At 57.3% G+C, this 21,919-nt stretch carries 23 protein-coding genes and 1 pseudogene; 18 read left to right on the plus strand and 6 right to left on the minus strand.

Annotated elements, in window-relative coordinates:
- The first annotated feature begins 121 nt into the window (after positions 1 to 121).
- Both acs and DIT71_RS12335 read left to right on the plus strand, forming a co-directional pair.
- A complete protein-coding gene (gene acs, locus DIT71_RS12330) occupies positions 122 to 2,068 on the plus strand; it encodes an acetate--CoA ligase (RefSeq protein WP_114613524.1) in 1,947 nt (648 codons plus the stop codon).
- Positions 2,069 to 2,112: 44 nt separating this feature from the next.
- A complete protein-coding gene (locus tag DIT71_RS12335) occupies positions 2,113 to 2,778 on the plus strand; it encodes a response regulator transcription factor (RefSeq protein ID WP_114613525.1) in 666 nt (221 codons plus the stop codon).
- Between the two features lie 138 nt (positions 2,779 to 2,916).
- Here DIT71_RS12335 and DIT71_RS12340 read toward each other — a convergent pair whose 3' ends face one another.
- Complete coding sequence (locus DIT71_RS12340; RefSeq protein ID WP_114613526.1) at positions 2,917 to 3,897, minus strand: D-2-hydroxyacid dehydrogenase; 981 nt, start codon at positions 3,895 to 3,897, stop codon at positions 2,917 to 2,919.
- 399 nt (positions 3,898 to 4,296) lie between these two features.
- Between DIT71_RS12340 and DIT71_RS12345 the strand changes: the two are divergent.
- From DIT71_RS12345 to DIT71_RS12355, 3 genes and pseudogenes are all read left to right on the plus strand, one after another.
- Positions 4,297 to 5,292 (plus strand): annotated as a pseudogene (locus DIT71_RS12345) (pyridoxal phosphate-dependent aminotransferase); the annotation flags it as partial.
- A gap of 95 nt (positions 5,293 to 5,387) precedes the next feature.
- Positions 5,388 to 5,579 carry a CPXCG motif-containing cysteine-rich protein gene (locus DIT71_RS12350; protein WP_114613528.1) on the plus strand — a complete coding sequence of 64 codons (192 nt, stop codon included), beginning with the start codon at positions 5,388 to 5,390 and terminating at the stop codon, positions 5,577 to 5,579.
- A 40-nt stretch (positions 5,580 to 5,619) separates the two neighbouring features.
- Positions 5,620 to 6,189: a DUF1439 domain-containing protein gene (locus DIT71_RS12355; protein WP_199491009.1), complete on the plus strand. Its 570-nt coding sequence runs from the start codon at positions 5,620 to 5,622 to the stop codon at positions 6,187 to 6,189.
- Between the two features lies 1 nt (position 6,190).
- Here the strand turns inward: DIT71_RS12355 and DIT71_RS12360 are convergent, their stop codons facing one another.
- Complete coding sequence (locus tag DIT71_RS12360; protein ID WP_114613529.1) at positions 6,191 to 7,342, minus strand: isocitrate/isopropylmalate dehydrogenase family protein; 1,152 nt, start codon at positions 7,340 to 7,342, stop codon at positions 6,191 to 6,193.
- A 191-nt stretch (positions 7,343 to 7,533) separates the two neighbouring features.
- Here DIT71_RS12360 and DIT71_RS12365 point away from each other — a divergent pair, with 191 nt between their 5' ends.
- Complete coding sequence (locus DIT71_RS12365; RefSeq protein ID WP_114613530.1) at positions 7,534 to 8,298, plus strand: EAL domain-containing protein; 765 nt, start codon at positions 7,534 to 7,536, stop codon at positions 8,296 to 8,298.
- Between the two features lie 21 nt (positions 8,299 to 8,319).
- A complete protein-coding gene (locus DIT71_RS12370) occupies positions 8,320 to 8,676 on the plus strand; it encodes a hypothetical protein (protein ID WP_167507462.1) in 357 nt (118 codons plus the stop codon).
- Here DIT71_RS12370 and DIT71_RS12375 read toward each other — a convergent pair whose 3' ends face one another.
- Complete coding sequence (locus DIT71_RS12375; RefSeq protein WP_114613531.1) at positions 8,677 to 9,570, minus strand: LysR family transcriptional regulator; 894 nt, start codon at positions 9,568 to 9,570, stop codon at positions 8,677 to 8,679.
- A gap of 120 nt (positions 9,571 to 9,690) precedes the next feature.
- Between DIT71_RS12375 and DIT71_RS12380 the strand changes: the two genes are divergently transcribed.
- From DIT71_RS12380 to DIT71_RS12400, 5 genes are all read left to right on the plus strand, one after another.
- The gene (locus DIT71_RS12380) at positions 9,691 to 10,902 is read left to right on the plus strand and encodes an acyl-CoA dehydrogenase family protein (protein ID WP_114613532.1); all 1,212 of its coding nucleotides are present in this window, start codon (positions 9,691 to 9,693) and stop codon (positions 10,900 to 10,902) included.
- Between the two features lie 371 nt (positions 10,903 to 11,273).
- Positions 11,274 to 12,089: an SDR family oxidoreductase gene (locus DIT71_RS12385; protein ID WP_114613533.1), complete on the plus strand. Its 816-nt coding sequence runs from the start codon at positions 11,274 to 11,276 to the stop codon at positions 12,087 to 12,089.
- A gap of 41 nt (positions 12,090 to 12,130) precedes the next feature.
- Positions 12,131 to 13,195, plus strand: coding sequence for a phosphotransferase family protein (locus DIT71_RS12390; protein ID WP_114613534.1), 1,065 nt, complete (start codon positions 12,131 to 12,133; stop codon positions 13,193 to 13,195).
- Entirely contained in the window at positions 13,195 to 13,884 is a 690-nt protein-coding gene (locus tag DIT71_RS12395; protein WP_114613535.1) for a histidine phosphatase family protein, read from the plus strand. The genes DIT71_RS12390 and DIT71_RS12395 overlap by 1 nt, the downstream gene beginning before the upstream one ends.
- A 16-nt stretch (positions 13,885 to 13,900) precedes the next feature.
- Positions 13,901 to 14,671 carry an SDR family oxidoreductase gene (locus DIT71_RS12400; protein ID WP_114613536.1) on the plus strand — a complete coding sequence of 257 codons (771 nt, stop codon included), beginning with the start codon at positions 13,901 to 13,903 and terminating at the stop codon, positions 14,669 to 14,671.
- 2 nt (positions 14,672 to 14,673) lie between these two features.
- On the opposite strand, the gene DIT71_RS12405 is transcribed toward DIT71_RS12400, so the two are convergent.
- The 3 genes from DIT71_RS12405 to DIT71_RS12415 form a co-directional block, all read right to left on the minus strand.
- Complete coding sequence (locus DIT71_RS12405) at positions 14,674 to 15,543, minus strand: DUF6279 family lipoprotein (RefSeq protein WP_114613537.1); 870 nt, start codon at positions 15,541 to 15,543, stop codon at positions 14,674 to 14,676.
- A 262-nt stretch (positions 15,544 to 15,805) separates the two neighbouring features.
- Positions 15,806 to 16,615 (minus strand): OmpA family protein, encoded by an 810-nt coding sequence (locus DIT71_RS12410; RefSeq protein WP_114613538.1) that lies wholly within the window; start codon positions 16,613 to 16,615, stop codon positions 15,806 to 15,808.
- Between the two features lie 26 nt (positions 16,616 to 16,641).
- A complete protein-coding gene (locus tag DIT71_RS12415; RefSeq protein WP_114613539.1) occupies positions 16,642 to 17,016 on the minus strand; it encodes a DUF4398 domain-containing protein in 375 nt (124 codons plus the stop codon).
- A gap of 294 nt (positions 17,017 to 17,310) precedes the next feature.
- Between DIT71_RS12415 and napE the strand changes: the two genes are divergently transcribed.
- The 6 genes from napE to DIT71_RS12445 are packed head-to-tail and all read left to right on the plus strand — an operon-like array spanning position 17,311 to position 21,915.
- Positions 17,311 to 17,484, plus strand: coding sequence for a periplasmic nitrate reductase, NapE protein (gene napE, locus DIT71_RS12420; protein ID WP_114613540.1), 174 nt, complete (start codon positions 17,311 to 17,313; stop codon positions 17,482 to 17,484).
- Between the two features lie 9 nt (positions 17,485 to 17,493).
- On the plus strand, positions 17,494 to 18,024 hold the full coding sequence (gene napF / locus DIT71_RS12425; RefSeq protein ID WP_114613541.1) for a ferredoxin-type protein NapF: 531 nt from the start codon (positions 17,494 to 17,496) through the stop codon (positions 18,022 to 18,024).
- Positions 18,017 to 18,316 (plus strand): chaperone NapD, encoded by a 300-nt coding sequence (locus DIT71_RS12430; RefSeq protein ID WP_114613542.1) that lies wholly within the window; start codon positions 18,017 to 18,019, stop codon positions 18,314 to 18,316. Before napF ends, DIT71_RS12430 begins: the two co-directional genes overlap by 8 nt.
- A 22-nt stretch (positions 18,317 to 18,338) precedes the next feature.
- On the plus strand, positions 18,339 to 20,843 hold the full coding sequence (gene napA, locus DIT71_RS12435) for a nitrate reductase catalytic subunit NapA (RefSeq protein WP_114613543.1): 2,505 nt from the start codon (positions 18,339 to 18,341) through the stop codon (positions 20,841 to 20,843).
- An 11-nt stretch (positions 20,844 to 20,854) separates the two neighbouring features.
- Positions 20,855 to 21,331, plus strand: a complete 477-nt coding sequence (locus tag DIT71_RS12440; RefSeq protein ID WP_114613544.1) for a nitrate reductase cytochrome c-type subunit — start codon at positions 20,855 to 20,857, stop codon at positions 21,329 to 21,331.
- Complete coding sequence (locus tag DIT71_RS12445; protein ID WP_114613545.1) at positions 21,328 to 21,915, plus strand: cytochrome c3 family protein; 588 nt, start codon at positions 21,328 to 21,330, stop codon at positions 21,913 to 21,915. The genes DIT71_RS12440 and DIT71_RS12445 overlap by 4 nt, the downstream gene beginning before the upstream one ends.
- The last annotated feature ends 4 nt before the right edge of the window (positions 21,916 to 21,919 follow it).

Genomic DNA, 21,919 nt, shown 5'->3' on the forward strand with positions numbered 1-21,919 from the left:
TCATTGTTCACTGGCACGCATGTTGAACTATGGGCATCCGTCTTCAGGGCTTTTTTGCCCGCACGCTCTATATTTCAAAACCGACAATGACAACAGACTCTGACAAATAAAGGGGAGCACAATGACTGATAAACAGGTTTATCCGGTAACTCCGGACGTGGCCAAACACGCTTTGCTAGACCGTGATCAGTACGAAAAAATGTACCGCCAATCAGTGGACGCCCCGGAGACCTTCTGGGCCGAACATGGCAAACGCCTCGATTGGATCAAGCCTTTCTCCAAGGTGAAAAACACCACCTTCGATTACGACAATCTGTCCATCAAGTGGTTTGAGGACGGCCAGCTGAATGCTGCTGCCAACTGCCTGGACCGCCATCTGGAAAAGCGTGGCGACCAGACGGCGATTATTTTCGAGGGTGACGATCCCGCCGATTCCCGTAACGTGACCTATCGCGAGCTGTACGAAGAAACCTGCAAGTTCGCTAACGTCCTGAAAGATCAGGGTGTGAAAAAAGGCGATGTGGTCACCATCTACATGCCCATGATTGTTGAAACCGGCGTTGCCATGCTGGCCTGTGCCCGTATCGGCGCGATCCACTCTGTCGTCTTCGGTGGTTTCTCTCCTGAAGCGCTCGGCGCGCGTATTGCCAACGGCAAGTCCCGTTTTGTGGTAACGGCGGACGAGGGTGTTCGCGGTGGACGCAAGATCCCGCTGAAAAAGAACGTGGATGCGGCCCTCAACAATGAAGCCGGTGCTGACGTCGACAAGGTGATTGTGGTCAAGCGCACCGGCGGCGATGTGGCCTGGAAAGACGGCCGGGACCTGAGCTACGAAGAGCTGATGAAGACTGCGTCGACCGACTGTCCTGCAGAGCCGATGAATGCCGAAGATCCATTGTTCATGCTCTACACCTCCGGTTCCACGGGCGCTCCCAAGGGCGTGCTGCATACCACCGGCGGTTACATGGTCTACACCTCCATGACCCAGCAATACGTGTTCGATTACCACGACGGCGACGTTTACTGGTGCACGGCTGACTTTGGCTGGGTCACTGGTCACAGCTACATCCTCTATGGCCCGCTGGCCAACGGTGCAATTACGGTGCTGTTCGAGGGTGTGCCCAACTACCCGGATAGTTCCCGCATGGGGCAGGTGGTGGACAAGCACAAGGTGAATATCCTGTACACCGCGCCCACCGCCATCCGTGCATTGATGGCCGAAGGTGAGTCCTGCATGAATGGCACCACCCGCGAAAGCCTGCGTATTCTGGGATCGGTTGGTGAACCCATCAACCCGGAAGCCTGGGAGTGGTATCACCGCGTGATTGGTAACGGCAAGTGCCCGATCGTGGATACCTGGTGGCAGACCGAAACCGGCGGCATCCTGATATCACCGCTGCCAGGCGCCACTGACCTCAAGCCTGGCTCCGCCACCACGCCGTTCTTCGGCGTAAAGCCGGCGCTGGTGGATAACGATGGCAATATTCTGGACGGCAAGGCCGAGGGTAACCTGGTTATCCTGGACAGCTGGCCAGGCCAGATGCGCACCATCTTTGGCGACCATGAGCGCTTCAAGCAAACCTACTTCAGCACTTATAAGGGTATGTACTTCACCGGCGACGGTGCCCGTCGTGATGAGGACGGTTATTACTGGATTACCGGCCGTGTGGACGACGTTCTGAACGTGTCCGGTCACCGTCTGGGTACTGCCGAGGTAGAGAGCGCTCTGGTAGCGCACGACAAGGTCGCTGAGGCCGCCGTGGTGGGTTACCCGCACGATATCAAGGGGCAGGGCATCTATGTCTATGTGACCCTGGTTCACGGCGAGGAACCTTCAGACGAGCTCAAAAAAGAGCTGGTTCAGTGGGTGCGCAAGGAGATCGGTCCGATTGCGTCCCCGGATGTCATCCAGTGGGCATCTGGACTGCCCAAGACTCGTTCAGGCAAGATTATGCGCCGGATTTTGCGTAAGATTGCGTCAAACGAGCACGACCAACTGGGCGACACCTCCACACTGGCGGATCCCGGTGTAGTGGATGACCTGATCAGCGGTCGTGGAAACAAGTAAGGCCTGCTTGCACTCAGGCTGTTTGGCTGTGAGGAATCTGTTGAATGACACAAACCATTATCGTCGCCGATGATCACCCGCTGTTTCGGGCAGCTCTGAAACAGGCGGTCAGTCAGGCGGTACCTGATGCCAAGACCGTAGAAGTGGACAGCATCAAGGCACTGCAGGCGGCGGTGGAGTCGCACCCGGATGCGGATCTGGTGTTGCTGGATCTGAACATGCCGGGCGCACACGGTTTCTCGGGGCTCGTGTTTATGCGCGGGCAATACCCGGGATTGCCGGTAGTGGTGGTGTCAGGATCGGAGGAAATGCAGGTAATGCGCCGTTCGATCGACTACGGGGCGTCTGGCTTCATTCCGAAGTCCGCCCCTTTGCCGACCATTACCGAGGCGATTCAGGCCGTTCTGGAAGGGGATGTCTGGCTGCCGGTGGGTGTGGCGGACAAGATCGAGCGGATGCATTCGGACATGACCGATTTCTCCGAAAAGCTGGCGTCGTTGACGCCGCAGCAGTTCCGGGTCCTGGGTATGTTGGCCGAGGGGCTTCTGAACAAACAGATTGCGTATGATCTGGACGTATCGGAAGCAACCATAAAAGCGCATATCACGGCGGTTTTCCGGAAGTTGGGGGTCCGTAACCGGACCCAGGCGGTGATCGCGATTCAGCAGATGGAGATTGATCCTTCGGATACATCGTTGTCCGGTAGCTGAATAGCCTGAAAATTATATCGATTTAAAAAGCGGAAACCTGTTGAGGGCTTCCGCTTTTTTAATACATGAAAAGTCGGCTTTACCGGACTGGCCAGAGGCGTAATCCGGTAACTCCTCCAGATTCGCGCCCGCAAGTGTTCATTTGCTGGCGTACCCCAGCTTCTTGTCGACCAGGTTGAATAACTCCTCACCCTTGTGCCACCGGTCCAGGTTTTCCAGGAACTGGTCAGTGAGTGCCCTTTTCCAGCCAATGAAGTCCCCCGACATGTGCGCGGTCATAATGACGTTTTCCATGTCCCAGAGCGGGTGATCTGCCGGCAGGGGCTCTTGCTCGAATACATCCAGGGCGGCGCCGGCGATGTCGCCGTTATTCAGGGCGGTTATCAGGTCGTCGGTTTTTACCACCGGGCCGCGGCCGATGTTGATCAGGCGGGCGGAGGTGCGCATGGCCTTGAACGCCTGCTCGTTGAACAGCCCCTCGGTCTGGGGTGTCAGCGGAGCCGCGATGACCACGAAATCGGCCAGGCCCAGTTGTTCGGTCAGATCGTCGTTGCCATGAACCGCGATGAAATCCGGGTCATCATGGCGTGGCTTGCGAGCAATGCCATGGGGTTTCAGGCCGGCGGCCTTGCAGAGCCGGGCGATCTGGCCACCAATGGAGCCGGCCCCTACGATCAGCACCTGCTTGCCTTCGGCCCTTTCGGTATCCCGGTGCTGCCATTTGTGGTCTGCCTGCAGGCGCAGTGAACGGGGAAAATCCTTGGCGAACATCAGAATCGTGCACAGCACATATTCAGCAATAGTGCGGTCAAAAATCCCCCGGGCATTGGTCACTGTCACATCGCCCTCGATCAGGTCGGGGAACATCAGCGCATCAACGCCGGCGCTGGTGGCGTGAATCCACTTCAACTTGTCGGCCGAAGGCCATGCTGCCGCCAATGCGTCAGTCCTGAAATCCGTCACTATCATCACGTCGGTGCCCGGCAGGGTATCCCGCAGGGTGGGCTCATCGGAGGCAAAGCGAACCTCCGCCCGGGCACGCAGCGCGTCCATACCGGGAGGTTCTTTCTCTCCGGGTGCTGTCAGAACGGTCACAACCGGTTTGCTGTGTTGGGTCATCTGTCCTCCGCCAATGCAGTTTGTCCGCGTCCGGTCGCGGGAATCGACAGTCCGGATATCAGCCTTACAGTCTGGTATCTGACTATGAGCTGGTCAACCTGAGCCGTTATAGACTTATGGTCGTAGACCCTGTGGCAACAGTGCTGGCAGCCTTTCAGGCTACCCGTTGAATCTTTCTGTTTTATGTCTTGTACGGCCCCTGTTTACTGGCTAACCTGCAGGGGTATCTACTTTTTGCCCCGCTCCCAGGAGGTGTTTATGGCAGAAGCCGCCAATAAAGAAACCGGCCAGACCAAACCGCGTAAAGTGAAGTACCGGAAGAACAAGGCCAGCTGGAACCCTGCGATGCAGGCAGTTCCGGTGCCGGGCATTCGTCGCATGGTGAATATGGCGGCCACCATGAAGGATGTCATTCATCTTTCCATTGGTCAGCCGGACTTGCCGACACCAAAGCATGTCATTGATGCCTATATCGATGCCCTGAATGCCGGGCAGACGGGTTACACCATGGATGCGGGCCTGCCGGAGTTGCTGGTGGCGTTGCGGGACTATTACGGCGCCCGCTACGATCGCAAGCTGACCCGGGATAACATCCTGGTTACCAGCGGTGCCACCGAGGCCATGTACCTGGCGATTTCGGCGACCTCCGCACCCGGGCGGCAGTTTATCGTGACGGATCCGTCCTTCCTGCTCTATGCACCGCTGATCCGCATGAACGGGGGTGAGGTGAAATTTGTCCCCACCCGCGCGGAAAATAACCATCAACTGGACCCCGATGAAGTCATCCGGGCCATGGGCTCGCGCACGTTTGCCCTGATTCTCAACAACCCGAATAACCCCACCGGTGCCGTGTATCCTCGCAGTACCATCGAAACGATCCTTGAGGAGTGCGCGTACCGTGGAATCCAGGTTTACGCCGACGAAGTCTATGACCACCTGATTTTTGATGATGATGACTTCGCCAGCGTGCTGAACTGCTCGATGGACCTGGATAACATCATGTGCATCAGCAGTTTCTCGAAAACCTACAGTATGGCCGGGCTGCGGGTAGGCTGGGTGATTTCGAGCCAGGCCGCTATCAAGTCTTTGCGCCGGCTTCACATGTTCACGACGTCGGTAGCCAACACACCATCGCAGTTTGCTGGCGTGGCCGCCCTGACCGGCGACCAGCAGTGCGTCAGTAACATGGTGGACATCTACCGTGAACGTCGCGACAAGGTGGTGGAGCTGATTGACCAGACACCTTACATGACCGGGTACAAGCCCGGCGGTGCCTTCTTCGCGTTCCCGGATCTGCCGCCCCATGTGGATGGCTCAGACCTGGCACTGCGCATGCTCAAGGAAACCGGCGTCTGTCTGGTTCCCGGTGACGCGTTTGGTGAAGGGTGTACCAATGCCGTCCGGATCAGCTTCTCCACAACCTGTGAGAAGCTGGACGAAGCGTTCGACAGGATCATCCCCTGGATGGCCAAGCAGCAGTTCTGACGGCCATGTCAGCTCTGGACTCCGTACTAGTGCAATGCCCTTACTGTTGGGAGACGCTGGAAATCAGCGTCGACCCATCGGTAGCCGATCAGGAATATGTTGAGGATTGCCAGGTTTGCTGCCAGCCCATCGTAGTTCATGTGGTACTGGACGAGAACCTGGAGCCCACAGTGGATGTCCGGGCCGAAAACGATTAGTACCCGCCGCCCCTCAGCGGGCTTTAAAGGAGATTTCCTGATGTTTACGACACCAGCCCGGCTGTTACCGGCGTTTATTCTGTTTGCCCTGGCCTTGCTTGGCGGCTGCGCCAGCCTGTCTCCCTATTCCATATCCGAAGCAACACTGGAGCGACACCTCCAGGACACCGTTAGTGACTTCGATCGCCAGCAACTGCAAAGCGGTTCGCCTCTGAGCCTGAGTCTGAGTAATGCGGATGTCACCCTGGGGCCGGACGGCCGTGACGTGGCGGTGATTGATTTGCGTGGCCAGGTGTCCCTCAATGCTCTGCTGGCAAAGCTGCCGGTGGACATCGCTCTGAAAGTGGAAGGGGCCCCGGTATACGACAGTGAAGAAAAAGCGATCTACATCCGTCGTCTGCAGCTGCTGGAGAGCAGTATTGATTCGCCGTTTTTCAAAGGCGATCTGAAACCGGTTACAGACACGGTAATGCGGGCTGTTGCCCAGATGCTTGAGACCATGCCGGTTTACCGGTTGGACGAAGCGGACTTCGCCCAACGGATGTTCGGAATGGTCCCCATGGGCGTAAGGGTCGCCCCTGGGCGGCTTGAGTTTGTGATGGCCGAATAGGCTATTTCAGTCGATCACGGACGGCCTTGCCAATTTCCTGGGTGCCTCGTCTGGCACCGGCATTTTCCGCCAGGTCCGCGGCGACGGCATCGAATAATTCCCGTCCAGCAGCGGCAACCGCAGGGTCGTTCCGCCCCAGCCATTCCAGCATCCTTGCCGTGGTAAAGAGCATGGCCGTCGGGTCGGCCAGCCCCTGTCCGGCGATGTCCGGTGCACTTCCGTGGGTCGGCTCAAACATGGACGGCATGTTCGGGTCGTCCGGGTTGAGGTTGCAGGAGGGCGCAACTCCCATGCCGCCGGACAGTACTGCCGCCAGGTCGGTCAGGATATCGCCCTGCAGGTTGCTGGCCACCACCACATCGAAAGCCCATGGTGCCTGCACGAATTTCATGCACGCTGCATCCACCAGCTCGTGGTGTGTTGCCACGTCCGGGTATTGCCTGGCCATTTCCTCAAAGGCTTCGCTGTACATATCACCCCAGTAACGCAACGCATTGCGTTTAGTGACGATACAGACCTGGCTTTCGCAGGTCCTTCCATCCAGGGTCCTGAAGTGGCGGGTTTTGCCTTCCTCGGCACGGGCGGCTGCCCGGAGACGGGCCTGCTCAAAACCATAACGGATAATCCGGTCGGTGGCCCGGCGGGTGAATACCTCCATCTGGGTCGCCACTTCGTCCGGTAAACCCTTGCGGAGTCGGCCGCCCTGGCCTACATATTCACCTTCGCTGTTTTCCCGGATCACCAGCATGTCGATATCTTTGGCACGTTCGTCCGCAAGGTATTGGCGGGCGCCCGGCAGCAGCCTGGCGGGGCGTTCGCAAACCCATTGGTCGAAGCCCTTGCGCATGTCCAGCAGCGGCGCCAGGGAAATGCTGTCTGGCAACAGGTAGCGCTCAGGGTCGTCCACAGGTCCCGGATCCCCGAGAGCACCGAGGAGGATGGCGTCATACTGTTTCAGCTGCTCCAGGGCGTCACCTGGCATGGATTCGCCGTTCTCCTCGTGCCAGGCGTGGGAGGGCCAGGGAAAGCGGGTCCATTCGAGGGGAAGATTGTGGCTGGATCTCAATGCTTCCAGGCAGTGCACTGCCTCGGCAACCACTTCAGGGCCGATGCCATCACCCGGTGTGACGGCAATGCGGATTTTCTGGGCCATTCCGGATACTCCTTCGGGTCGCTTTGTTCGTACATAGATATGTTGGTTTAGTGTAGTCATGTGGCACAAGGAATCCACACGATTTAACAATACTTGGTTTTACCGGTATTGGTTCGATGGCTATAGTTCGTTTTATTGCTTTAAGATGTCGGATTCGTTGTAGTGATCCGTTTAACTGGTCAGGAGTTTGAGTGAATAAGCCTACCGAGTTGTTTGATGAGTCTCATTGTGAGCAATGCGCTTGCGGAGAAGGCCTCGATTTTTCATTCACCTTTGCATTTCAACCGATTGTTGATATTACCAGCGAAACTGTCTATGCCTATGAAGCTCTGGTCCGTGGGCCGGAGGGTGAAGGCGCCTACAGTGTGCTGTCAAAGGTTAACGAGAAGAACCGCTATTCCTTCGACCAGATCTGCCGCGTGAAAGCGGTAAAGCTGGCGGCCCGTCTGGGTATGGAGACGATGCTCAGTATCAACTTCATGCCCAATGCGGTCTACAATCCCGAGTATTGCATCAGGACCACGCTGGCGGCGGCACAAACCTACAAATTTGATACCCGGAAAATTATTTTCGAGCTGATTGAGACCGAAGATCTGTCTTCGCTGGATCATCTTGTGAAGATCATCAACTCCTATCGGGGGATGGGGTTTCACACCGCACTGGACGACTTCGGAGCTGGCTATTCCCGCTACAATATACTGATGGCGAGCCCGCCAGATCTGCTGAAGCTTGATATGGGCCTGGTACGGGACATTCATAAAGAGCCTAACAAGCAGGCAGTCGTTGCCGGTATCATCACGATGATGTCGCAACTCGGCGGCCGAATCGTGGCCGAGGGCGTGGAGGTCGAAGAAGAGTACTTCTGGTTACGGTCCCAGGGCATTACCCTGTTTCAGGGTTACCTCTTTGCCAGACCGGGGTTTGAATGCCTGCCGAAGCCCTATTTTCCCTGTTAAAGCAACGGTTGAGGATTAACATTGTTCTATCGCCTGATTACCCTGGTTGGCGGACTCATTTTCGTCATCGTCCTGTTCGCCCTGATCTGGTTCTTCTGCAAGCAGTTTCTGCTTCGCCACGGTGTAAAGGAGCAGGTGTCCGAACGCGCCACTGAGCTGGCCACGTGGACCTTTGCCGGCGTGGCGATTGGTCTTGTATTCGCGGTGCTGGGCGCCTTCATCCTCGGGCCCTGGGCGTTTTATCGCACATTGCGGGGCCATGATGCGCCGGTGTCCGAGGGTGCAGCGATCTGGTGGGGCTTCGGTATCGTTACCCTGTCATTGGGTATCACGGCGGCCGGGTTCCTGGGTTTTCTGAAGCTGGTGGGTGCTTACTAGTCAGGCAATGCGGTTCAACTGTTCCCTGAACCAGAGCAGTGCCGGTTCCCGTTCGTAAGCCTTGTGCCAGTAAAGATGGACATCGATCCCCGGAAGGTCCGCGGGAGCATTATGAATGTTTATGTCGGCACGCTCGGCAATGATCCGCGCGTAATTCTCGGGCATGGTCAACAGCAGGTCGGTCCCTTCCGCCACCCGACAGGCCGCATAGTAGTGCTGGCACCGCAGGCGGATGGTGCGCTGCACCCCGAACCGTGACAGTTCGAAATCCTCAATTCCCGGCCCTTCGGACCGGGACGACACCAGCACGTGTTTTGCCTCCAGGTATTTCTCCATGGTCAGCCCCTCGCGGGTCAGTGGATGGCCTTTTCTCGCAAGAACCACCAACCGGTCCCGCCTCAGCAACTCATGGGCTGTCTGGTTACTCACCGGCAACAGCACGTCTACGGCAAAATCCAGTTTGCCTGCTGCCAATTGGGTTTCCATATCCCTCCGGGGCACGCGCTGGCTGACAATCTCCAGTTCCGGGTAGCTCTCCAGCCGGCCCATCAGTTTCGGCAAAAAGGTGGACTCCAGAATGTCCCGCAATGCCAGGGAGTAGGTCTTACGCTGGTTGGCGGGGTCGAACGCGTGAAACTGGTTCACCGCGCTCTGTATCTGAGTAAGCCCGGGCCGCATGGATTCCAGAAAGCGACGGGCAAGAGGCGTCGGCACCATCTGGTTACCCTGACGGCTGAACAGGGGGTCATCAAAATGTTCCCGCAACCGTGACAGGGAATGGCTGACCGCCGGCTGGGTAAGGTGCAGGGCCCGGGCTGCGCGGGTCAGGCTGCCTTCCCGGTAAATGGTGTCGAATACGTGCAGTAGGTTCAGATCGAGCCGGTTAAGTGCCATGGGCGTCTCCTGTTCTCGAATAAGCAGATTTTATGATAAAGGATAAGAATAATTCAGTCGCGTAATAGTTCGGGGAAATCTAGACTGATGCCATATCGGTCAAACCACGAGGATACGGCGATGGATTTCAATATTTCCGAAAAAGGCCAGGACTATCTCAAGCGCGTCAAAACCTTCATGAAGGAAGAAATCTTCCCCATTGAAGAGCAGTACCATAAGGAACTGATGGCACAGGAAAACCGCTGGGTGGTGCTGCCTGTCATCAAGGAACTCAAGGAAAAGGCCAGGGCCGAGGGCCTGTGGAACATGTTTTTCCCAGACGAGAAAAACGGCTGCGGCCTGCTGAATTCGGACTACGCCCTGATTGCCGAGGAAACCGGCCGCAGCTTTATCGCCCCGGAAATCTTCAACTGCAACGCGCCGGACACCGGCAATATGGAAGTGTTGATCCATTACGGCTCGGAACAACAGAAAGCCGAATGGCTGCCACGCCTGCAAAGCGGCGAAGTGCGCTCCGCCTTCTGCATGACAGAGCCGGCGGTCGCCTCTTCCGATGCCACCAACATGGAAGCCACTGCCATTGTTGAGGGTGATGAAGTCGTCCTCAACGGTCGCAAATGGTGGAGCACCGGCGTTGGCCACCCGGACTGCAAGGTCGCCATTTTCATGGGCCTGACGGACCCGGAGGCCCACAAACATCGCCGCCACTCCATGGTGCTGGTGCCGCTGGACACCCCGGGTGTAAAAATCGAACGCATGCTGCCCGTATTCGGTGCTTACGACGAGCCCTACGGCCACGGTGTTGTTTCCTTCGAGAATGTGCGCCTGCCAAAAAGCGCCTTTATTGCCGGCCCCGGCCGCGGCTTCGAAATCGCCCAGGGTCGTCTTGGGCCCGGCCGCGTACACCATTGCATGCGAGCCATCGGTGCGGCAGAACGCACCCTTGAGCTGCTGATCAAGCGCGCCACCAGCCGCGAGGCTTTTGGTCGCCCGATTGCCAAGCTGGGTGGTAACCCGGACATCATTGCCAATGCCCGCATGTCGATCGAGCAGGCGCGGCTGCTGACGTTGAAGTGTGCCTGGGCCCTCGATACCAAGGGTATCGCGGGTGCCTTGCAGGAAGTCTCGATGATCAAGGCGGTGATTCCGCAGATGCTTCAGCAGATTGTGGATGATGCCATTCAGATTCACGGTGGTGCCGGTGTCAGCGACGACGACTTCCCGCTGACCCAGCTGTTCGCCTATGCTCGGGTTCTGCGGCTGGCCGATGGCCCGGACGAGGTTCACCGGGCGATGGTTGCCCGCCTTGAACTGGCTAAATACCGGAAGTGAGACCGCTAATTCGGAGTGTGAGCGGACGGACGGGGCGTTCTGAAACACGCTCCTTCGGCACATCCATGTGACGCTTGGACTCCGCCATCCATGGCTCCGTACAGTTTCAGAACGCCCCGTCCGTCCGCTCAGTCGAACTTTGGGGGGCGGACTTCAGAGCGTGCCAGTGTCGAGTGGGGATCAAGCGGCTAACTGACATGTTGGGGAGCTGGGGCCGGATTACGCTTCCAAAACCCTGCGGAGCCATGGATGGCGGAGCGGAGCGTACAGGGACGTATTCACAGCGTGTTTTGGAAGCGTAATCCGGCTCCAGCTCTTGCACTGATTCAGATAAAACGAACTCGGATAACTAAGACAACGGTGAAACACAGATGACACAGCGAGTATTTATAACCGGCGGGGCCAGTGGCCTGGGCCGGGCGATTGCGTTGAAGTATGCCAAGACAGGGGCCAGGGTCTGCATTGGTGACATTAACCCGGAACAGGGCGTTGCCGTAGAGCAGGAGATCAACAACGCTGGTGGCGAAGGTTACTTCGTTGAGTGCGATGTGCGGCGGCTGACGGACCTGGAGAAAATCTGTGCGGACCTGACCAGTAAATGGGGTGGGGTGGACGTTGTGGTCAACAACGCCGGTGTTGCCTCTGCAGGTTCCATTGAAGACACCACCATGGCCGACTGGGAATGGATCATGGACATCAACGTGCTGGGCGTGGTTCGGGGCTGCAAGGCCTTTACGCCGCAGTTCAAGAAGCAGGGCGCCGGCGCATTTGTCAATATCGCCTCCATGGCAGGGTTGATGCTTGCGCCGCTGATGGACAGCTACAATGTATCCAAGGCCGGTGTGATCGCGCTCTCGGAAACCCTGAGCCAGGAACTGAGAGACTCCGGTATACATGTCAGCTGTGTGTGCCCGGCGTTTTTCCAGACCAATCTGACCAGCAGCATGCGCTCGGATATTCCCGGTATACAGCAGAACGTGAACAAGCTGATGAAGCGCTCCACCATTACCGCTGGGGATGTGGCTGACGATATCATCCGCGCGGTGGAAAAGGGTGATTTCTGGGTGCTGCCGCACGCAAAAGAACGCCGTATGTGGATGGTTAAGCGCCACGCGCCCAAGGCGTTTGACTGGTTGATGCACCAGGAAAGCAGGCGCTGGATGAAGAAAATGGGCGGCAAGGCCTGAGCCTGGCTTGCTGCTATATTGCAAACAGAGGAGAGCCCTGAATGACCCAGATCGACCAGGCTGTTGATATCCGCGAAGGTGAAGAGCTGGATGTCGCGGCTGTTGACCGCTTCATGAAGCAGGCCATTCCGGACCTGGAAGGCCTGCCGAAGATCAAACAGTACCCCGGCGGTGCTTCCAACCTGACCTATCAGGTGGATTACGGCGACCGCTCCTACGTGCTGCGCCGTCCTCCGTTCGGCAAGATTGCCAAGTCCGCCCACGATATGTTGCGGGAAGCGAAGGTAATGCGGGCCCTCAAGCCTGAATTTCCCTATGTACCCAACATCGTTGCCATCTGCGACGACCATGACGTACTGGGCTGCGATTTTTACGTCATGGAGCGCCTGAAGGGCATCATCCTGCGCCAGGATTTCCCCGAGGACTTCGAGCTCAGCGAGGCGGATACCCGCAAGCTGTGCCTGAACGTCATCGACAAACTGGTGGATCTGCACAAGGTGGATGCGAAGGCCACCGGCCTGGACAAGCTCGGCAAGGGTGCCGGCTATGTGCAGCGCCAGATTGGCGGCTGGAGTGACCGCTTCCGCAAGGCCAAAACCGATGACGTAGGCGACTTTGAGGCCGTCATGGGCTGGCTGAACGACAAGATGCCGGAGGACGTCGCCCAGGTGGTTATCCATAACGACTACCGCTTTGACAATGTGGTGCTGAATCCTGACAACCCGTTCGAGGTTATCGGTGTGCTGGACTGGGAGATGGCCACCATTGGTGACCCCCTGATGGATCTGGGTAACAGCCTGGCTTATTGGGTCGAGGCAGACGATGAAGGCCCGTTCCAGATGCTGCGCCGACAACCCACCCATCGCCCGGGTATGCTGACCCGCAGGGAAGTGGTCGCTTACTATGCTGAAAAATCCGGCCTTGAAATCGACAACTTCGACTTCTACGAGATCTATGGTCTGTTCCGGCTGGCAGTGATTGTGCAGCAGATTTACTACCGCTATTACCATGGCCAGACCAGAGACAAGCGTTTCGCTGCCTTCGGTCATGCCGCGAACTATCTGGAGAAGCGCTGTCAGCGGCTGATCGAGGCGAGTGACCTGTAATGGCAACGATCTATCTGATTCGCCACGGCCAGGCCAGTTTTGGCAAGGAAAACTACGATCAGTTGTCGCCACGGGGCTGGGAGCAGGGCCGGGTTCTGGGCCGCTGGCTTGCAGGCAAGGTCACCCCCAGTGCCGTGTTTGGCGGCAATATGGAGCGCCACCGGGAAACTATGGAAGCCATTGCCAGCGGCTACGGTGACACCCTTCCGGATATGCAGGCGGTTGAGGGTTTCAGTGAATTTGACCATGCCCAGCTGATTGAGCGCCTGCGCCCGGAATGGGAAGACCGGGAGCGTATGGCGCGGGACCTGGCGGCATTTCCAAAACCCGCAAGAGCCTTCCAGCAGGTGTTCGAGGAAGCGATGGTCCGGTGGGTCAGCGGGCAACATGACGACGAATACGCCGAAAGCTGGGGTGAATTCCAGAACCGGGTGATCACAGCCCTTGAGCAGCTGATCGACTACGCAGATGGTGGCGACACCCTGGTGTCCACCTCCGGCGGCCCCATTGCCGTCATTGCCCAACACCTGCTGCAACTGAGTGACCGCAAGGCACTGGATATGAACTCGGTGATCGCCAATACCAGCGTCACCCGGATTTTACATTCCGGCGCGCGCCGCACCCTGGCGGTATTCAACAACTACAGCCATCTGGAAGCGGAAGACGCCTCCCTGGTGACCTTTCGATAACGAATTGAGGTGAAGAATGAACAAGCAAGACCTGTTCGACCTGAGCGGCAAAGTCGCCCTTATCACCGGCGCGAGTCGCGGCATTGGCGAGAGCATTGCCCGCACTCTGGCCAACTACGGCGCCCATGTGATTGTCAGTAGCCGCAAGATTGATGCCTGTGAGGCCGTGGCCGCCAGTATCCGCGAGGACGGTGGTAGTGCTGAAGCCTATGCCTGCCATATCGGCGAAATGGATCAGATTGAAGACATCTGGCAGCACATCGAGTCAAAACACGGCAAACTGGATATTCTGGTCAACAATGCGGCGGCCAATCCCTACTTTGGCCCCATTGAAGATACGGACATCGGCGCCTATCACAAGACCGTGGACGTGAACATTCGCGGTTATTTCTTCATGTGTGCCCGCGGCGCCCAGATCATGAAGAAAAACGGCGGCGGTTCCATAATCAATGTGGCCTCGGTAAACGGCGTTAATCCGGGCCACTTCCAGGGCATCTATTCGGTGACCAAGGCAGCGGTTATCTCAATGACCAAATCTTTTGCCATGGAACTGGGACAACAGAACGTACGGGTGAATGCGCTTCTGCCGGGGCTGACAGATACCAAGTTTGCCAGCGCCCTGACCTCTAACGAGGCTATCAAGAAGCAGGCCATGGCCCACATTCCCATGAAGCGGGTAGCGGATCCGGACGAAATGGCCGGCACGGTGCTGTACCTCGCCTCCGGCGCCTCCAGCTATACCACGGGCACCTGCATCAACGTGGACGGCGGCTACCTGACAATCTGATATCAGCTGGTCCGGCTTTCGGTACCCTCGCTGACACAGGCAAGGGTATCGAAATCTTTTTCCAGTTCCGTTGCCCGGTCCACCAGGTGGTCCAGGTGGCGCTGATCCGCCTGCTGTAACAAATCCGCCATCAGAGCCGCCATCGCCATCCGGCTCTCGGACATCATCTGCTGATACCTGTCCCCGCGAACCTCTTCGTTATTATCGATCAGGTAACTGATGCGATCGGCAAAATCCTCGCTGCGCCTTTGTTCAAGGGCCTCAAGTAATGCCTGTTGCCAGTTGCGTCGACCTTCCAGCCAGATCTTCGTCTGTTCGCCCCGAGCGTCGGACCAGGCGTTGACAGTTTTCCGCTGGCGCTCATTCAATGACCCCAGCCAGCGCTCGACCCTTTCCCCGGTGCGCTCCGCCCGGGCGGCACGGGTCTCCTCCGGACTGTCCCCCAGAAACTCGGCTTCGAGCTCTTCCTGGCTGTTTTCCATATTTGCCGCGAGCTGTTGCACCTGTTCATCACTAAGACTTGCCAAGAGGCCTGTTACTGCTGGCTTGGCCCGATTGACCAATGGCTGGAAAAAAGCAAACAGCGTTTCCTGATGGCCGGCAATGACCGACTGGTCCAGGTTTCCGGCCCTCACATCACTTTTCAACTGACCAAGCCACTGGGAATAGAGCGGCAGTTCAGTGCTGCAGTGCCATTGCCGAAGATCGCGGATGTCCTGCTCAAGCCGGGATTCCTGCTGCGATGTCATGGGAACGTAGTCATCCACCCACCAGACAATACCCCAGTCCGCATAGCGGTAGGCCAGCTTGGTCGAGCTGCAGCCTGTCAGAACCAGGAAACTTAATAACGCGATGCATAAGACCCGCTGCATGGATTTCATCCTTTGAAGTGTCTCGAATCATACGTTGTTGTATGACTTTCAGATGGAGTTCAGGGGGCGAACGCTCTATTGTGCGCGCCGAACCCCTGATCTTGCTGATGGACTTGGCTTGATTCTGCCGGATGATTTCGGTGGGCTTAAATGATCCAGTGAAGCATCTGGATACGTAAAGTAATCAGTCCTTAAAAGCGTTGATAATTCAGCCCCGGATGGTCCGGGGCTATTTTTATGGACTGCCTGCTCAGGATGACAATCAGCGGGTGTCGATATTGCCATCCTCATCGGAGATGACAATCTCGACCCGGCGGTTCTGTTGCCGCCCGCCGGAGGTCTCGTTACTGGCTACCGGGAATTGTTCCCCGAATCCTTTCGTTTCTACCCGGTCGGAGCTGATACCCATGGCGACCAGTGCATCGCGGACGGCTTCCGCGCGGCGCTCAGACAGGCCCTGGTTGTAGGATGCCTCGCCGGTGCTGTCCGTGTAGCCTTCCACGCGCACACGGCGCTCTTCATACTCCTTCATGAACTCCGCCAACCGCTCAATGGTTTCCTCGCCAGATGACTTCAGTTCGGCCCGGTTGAGATCGAACAGCACATCACCGAGTGTCAGCACCATGCCACGGTCCGTCTGCTCCGCCTGAAGTTCTTCCATCTGCCGCCGGAGTTCTTCCGTTTCTTGTCTGGCCTGCGCTGCTGCACTGGAACTCATCTGCAATTCGAGCTCCTTGCGCCGTTCTTCCGCGGAATTGATCTGATCCTGCAAATCCGCGCGCTTACCTTGTTCGGCGGCGATCTGGGCGTGCCGAGTGGCGAGGTAGGCGGCATGCTCAATCTCTGCAATATCCGCGTCACCCTCCAGCAGGCTTGCAGCGCGGGACAGCTCGTCCCTGGCGTTCCTTAACTGAGTATCACCAACGCGGGCTACGTTCGGATCGTTCCTGATTTCTTCATAGGCAGCCCTTGCCTCTTCCACTTGTGCGTTATCCTGAGGCGTGCTGGCACATCCGACCAGTAACACAGAAAAACTGACGGCCATGCCCAAAGTCATGTTGCGCTTGTTCATACGAATCTCCTGTTTCCGCTGAGGCCTTACTGGCGATTTTCCATTCGTTGGCGAAGTGACTCGATGTTGCCATTGATCTCTTCAACCGCCTGCTTTGCTTTCGCGGTGTCTGAACGGGCCCCGGCCAGTTGTGCATCTACGGACGCCTGTTCGAGGAGGCGTTCTGCTTCAATATATTTCTCCTGCTCAATAAGCTCTTCGGCATCGGCCACCTTGTTTTGCGCCTGGTTCAACAATACCGGCTCGAATTTTCTGGCATCCGATGACACTGCCTGCTGGATAGCAGACTCTGCGGTTCTCATGTCGCCATCCGGCCGCTCAGCGGAACTGGCGCAGCCACCGATTACAACCGCGATGCCGAGAATGCCGGCAGCGCCCAACATTGAAGTATGCTTATTCATGCATTTTCTCCCTGTGATGAAAAGCAGGGACGTTTGCCCTGCCTGAGCTTGAGTAGACACCTCTGCAGACGGAACACCCGGTACCTGGGAAAACGTTCTCTAAGCAGAGAGCCTTCTGCGCCTACGTCATAGATTAGCACGCGGTTCAGAGTCGGGTGTGACGGTAGGGAAATAATCTTCATTACCAATCGCTGTGTTGACGTTTATCAGTTTTATAAAAACTTGATATGTGTCAGTTGATAATCTCGGAGCGTTTGCTAGGTTTCTGTATATACACATCCAAAAGGCGGGTTTATGGATGATCAGACAGCTTCGTCACAGGAGCACAGAAAAAAATACGAACTCCGGTTGTTTGTTTTTCTAATCGTTTTTCTCTTCCCCATTCTCTCGGTCGCCATTGTCGGCGGGTATGGCTTTATTGTCTGGATGTCCCAGATTCTGATGGGGCCCCCAGGGCCACCCGGCTGAGGAACGCTCATGGCAGTATCTCTTGCCCGACGAGCTTTTCTTCGGGGCGGCAAACCATTGGCGTCGGAGCACCGGCCTCCCTGGACCAGCAGCAATTTGGTTGATACCTGCGTGCGCTGTGACGGCTGTATAGACGCCTGCCCAGAGGGCATTCTCCAGAAGGGAGACGGCGGTTTCCCGCGCATCAGTTTCGAGCATGACGGCTGCACCTTTTGCCAGGAATGTGTCTGGGCCTGTGACGAGCCGGTTTTCGATCTGGCGCGGGAAGCCTTCCAGTGGCGCGCCGGCATTCGGGACAACTGTCTGACAAAAGCAGGGATCCATTGCCAGAGCTGCCAGGACGCCTGCGAGCCGGAGGCGATTGTTTTTCGTTACAGCCTAGGGTGCGTGCCGCGACCGGACGTCGATACCGACAGTTGCACAGGGTGTGGGGCCTGCGTTGCCGTGTGTCCCCAGGATGCCATTGCTCTGGTTGTTCCGGAACCAGAGCCGGTGGGTGAAAAGTCTCCAATCAAGGGTGGGGGAGTAACCAATGTCTGAGCCTTCCACGGACGAACTGCATATTGCCAGCTTTATTGTCCATTGCTGGCCGGAACACCTGACTGCCATCAAGGCAAAGGTCAACCAGACGGAGGGTCTGGAGACCGGGGCAGAATCTCCCGAAGGCAAACTGGTGGTCATTGCGGAGGGACCCCACCAGGGCCGCCTGCTGGAAACCATGGAACTGCTGGAAAGCCAGCCCGGCGTTCTGGAGTGCATCCTGGTCTATCACGAGCTGATGTCGGTGGCGGAAGCCAATCACGAAATGATTGACCTGAACAAAACACAATAAACCTGATGACAGGGATAGGATCATGAACCTGACACGACGCGAATTCGCCAAGGCCAATGCGCTCGCTCTGGGGGCTTCAGCCGCGGGGCTCTCGATTCCCGCAGGGGCCGCCAACCTGATTACCAACGCAGAACTTACGAAACTGAAATGGAGCAAGGCTCCGTGCCGTTTCTGCGGAACCGGCTGCAGTGTGATGGTTGCCACCAAAGACAACCAGATCGTCGCTACCCATGGTGATACCCAGTCTGAGGTGAACCGGGGGCTCAATTGTGTAAAGGGGTATTTTCTGTCCAAGATCCTTTACGGACGCGACAGGCTGACGAAGCCCCTTTTGCGCAAACGCGATGGCAAGTTTCACAAGGAAGGAGAGTTTGAGGAGGTCAGCTGGGACGAAGCTCTGGATGTGATGGCGGAGAAGTTCACCTCGTCCATCAGGGAACACGGCCCCGACAGTGTGGGCATGTTCGGTTCCGGCCAGTGGACGATCTGGGAAGGTTATGCATCGAGCAAATTGTTCAAGGCGGGTTTCCGCACCAACAACATCGACCCCAACGCCAGGCATTGCATGGCCTCAGCAGTTGCCGGCTTCATGCGTACCTTTGGCGCTGATGAGCCGATGGGCGTCTACGACGACATTGAGAGCGCCGACGCATTCGTGCTCTGGGGCTCCAACATGGCGGAGATGCACCCTATTCTGTGGACCCGGGTAACGGACCGTCGTCTGTCGCATCCTTCTACCGAAGTGGCGGTGCTCTCCACCTTCAAGCACCGCTCGTTCGACCTTGCGGATTTGCCAATGGTGATGACGCCCCATGCGGACATTGCCATCCTCAACTACATCGCAAATTACATCATCCAGAACGATGCGGTTAATGAGGACTTCGTCAACAAACACACTAAATTCGTGAAGGGCGTGGAGGATATCGGTTACGGTCTGCGTCCGGAAGACCCGCGCCAGCAGAACGCCAAAAATGCCAACAATGCCGGCAGCTTTGAAGACATGAGCTTCGGGGCTTTTGCCGAATACGTCAAAGCCTATGATCTTGAGCGGGCAGTCAGGGAGTCCGGCGTTTCTGCGGACCGGCTGGAGCGGTTGGCCAGAATCTATGCAGATCCACAGAAGCGCGTAACCACCTTCTGGACCATGGGCGTCAATCAGCATACCCGTGGTGTCTGGGTTAATAACCTGATCTACAACGTGCATCTGCTGACCGGCAAGATTGCTACCCCCGGCAACAGCCCCTTCTCCCTCACCGGCCAGCCCTCTGCCTGTGGTACCGCCCGCGAAGTCGGCACTTTTGCTCACCGCTTGCCGGCAGACATGGTGGTGGCCAATCCGGAGCACCGGGCCAAGGCAGAGAAAATCTGGAAACTGCCGGAAGGAACCATTCCCGCCAAAGTCGGTTATCACGCCGTGCTCCAGAGCCGGATGCTGAAGGACAGCAAACTGCGGGTGTACTGGACCCAGGTCACCAACAACATCCAGGCCGGCCCCAATACCATGCAGGAAACGCTGCCGGGCTGGCGCAATCCGGATACCTTTATCATCGTCTCCGATATTTACCCCACGGTATCTGCCCAGGCGGCGGACCTGATCTTGCCGTCCGCCGGCTGGGTTGAGAAAGAAGGTGCCTACGGCAACGCCGAGCGCCGCACCCAGTTCTGGCAGGAATTGGTGTCTGCACCGGGGGAGGCCAAATCTGATCTATGGCAGACGGTGGCCCTGGCCAAGCGCATCAAGGTCGCCGATGTCTGGCCCGAGGAGCTTCTGGCAAAAGCCCCCGAAATGCGGGACAAGACTCTGTTCGATGTGCTCTATCGCAACGGTAATGTGGATGCCTATCCCCTGGATGATCTGAATCCGGAATACGGCAACCATGAAGCGGAAGAGTTCGGCTTCTATATCCAGAAGGGCATGTTCGAGGAGTACCGGCGGTTTGGCAAAGGCAAGGGCAAGGACCTTGCTGACTTCGACACTTACCATAATACCCGTGGCCTGCGCTGGCCGGTTGTGGATGGTAAGGAGACGCTCTGGCGCTACCGCGAAGGCTCCGACCCATATGTGGAAGAGGGCACCGGTTTCCAGTTCTATGGCAATGCCGATAACCGCGCGCGGATTTTTGCGCTGCCCCATGAGCCGCCGGCGGAATCCCCGGATGAAGAGTATCCCTTCTGGCTCTGTACTGGTCGCGTTCTGGAACACTGGCATACAGGCTCCATGACACAACGGGTAGGCGAACTCCACAAGGCGGTGCCAAACGCGCTTATCTACATGAATGCGGAAGATGCGAGGGGTCAGGGCTTCCGCCGCGGCAGCGAGGTTCTGGTTGCCAGTCGTCGTGGCGAAGTGCGGTTGCGGGTGGAAACCCGTGGCAGGGTCAGTGTTCCCAAAGGTCTGGTTTACGTGCCCTTCTTTGATGCCGGAAGAATCATCAACAAGGTCACGCTGGACGCCACCGATCCCATCTCCAAACAGACGGACTTCAAGAAGTGTGCGGTTCGTCTGGAACTGGTTAACCTGGCTTGAGGAGACACATCATGAAAAAGCTTATTGCTGTCCTGCTGATGGCCTCCCTTGCCATGGTCGCCCTGGCAGAGTCACCCTCCCTGTCACCCTCTGCGCCTGATGGCCTTCGGGACGGTGGAACCCTTGGCGAAGTGGGGGCTGCCCCCCCGATTGCCGGCGACCCACGAGAGGTGAAGCGGGAAGTACGCAACTACCCCGAACAGCCACCGGTAATTCCCCACAACATCCGGGGTTATCAGGTAGACAAGCGCTTTAATCGCTGCCTGGATTGCCACAGCCGGCAAGCCGCGCCGTCGGCAGGTGCACCCATGGTCAGCGTGACTCACTTCATGGACCGCAACTTCCAGGTCCGGGCGGAGGTAACGCCGGGCCGGTATTTCTGCACCCAGTGTCACGTACCTCAGACCGACGCCGAAGCGCTGATGGATTCCGACTTCAAACCCATCGATCAGGTTATCCGTGAAGGAGATCGGGGGGAGAGCCAATGATGGATCGGCTGAAGTATTACTGGCGTCTGCTACGGAAGCCCAGCGTTCACTACAGTCTGGGGTTTCTGACGCTGGGCGGATTTCTGGCTGGAATCATTTTTTGGGGCGGTTTCAACACGGCTCTTGAGGCTACCAACACCGAGCAGTTTTGTATTGGTTGTCACGAGATGTACAGCAATCCTTACCAGGAGCTGAAAGGCACAATTCACTACACCAACCGCTCCGGTGTGAGAGCTACCTGCTCTGACTGCCATGTTCCCCATGACTGGACCCACAAGATCGGGCGAAAGATGGAAGCCTCAAAGGAAGTCTGGGGCTGGCTGTTCGGCACTATTGATACACCGGAAAAGTTCGAGGCCAAGCGCCTTGAACTTGCCCAGCGGGAATGGCACCGGCTGAAAGCCAATGACTCGCTGGAGTGTCGTAACTGCCACGAATTCGAGTCCATGGATTTTACGCTTCAGGATCCCCGTGCCGCGGAAGCGCACTCAACGGCGCTGACCGGTGAAGGGGATCAGACCTGCATTGACTGTCATAAGGGTATTGCCCATGAACTGCCAGACATGGCAGGAGTGAGCCGCTGACCCT

The sequence above is a fragment of the Marinobacter vulgaris genome, from assembly GCF_003344045.1.
GTDB lineage: Bacteria > Pseudomonadota > Gammaproteobacteria > Pseudomonadales > Oleiphilaceae > Marinobacter > Marinobacter vulgaris.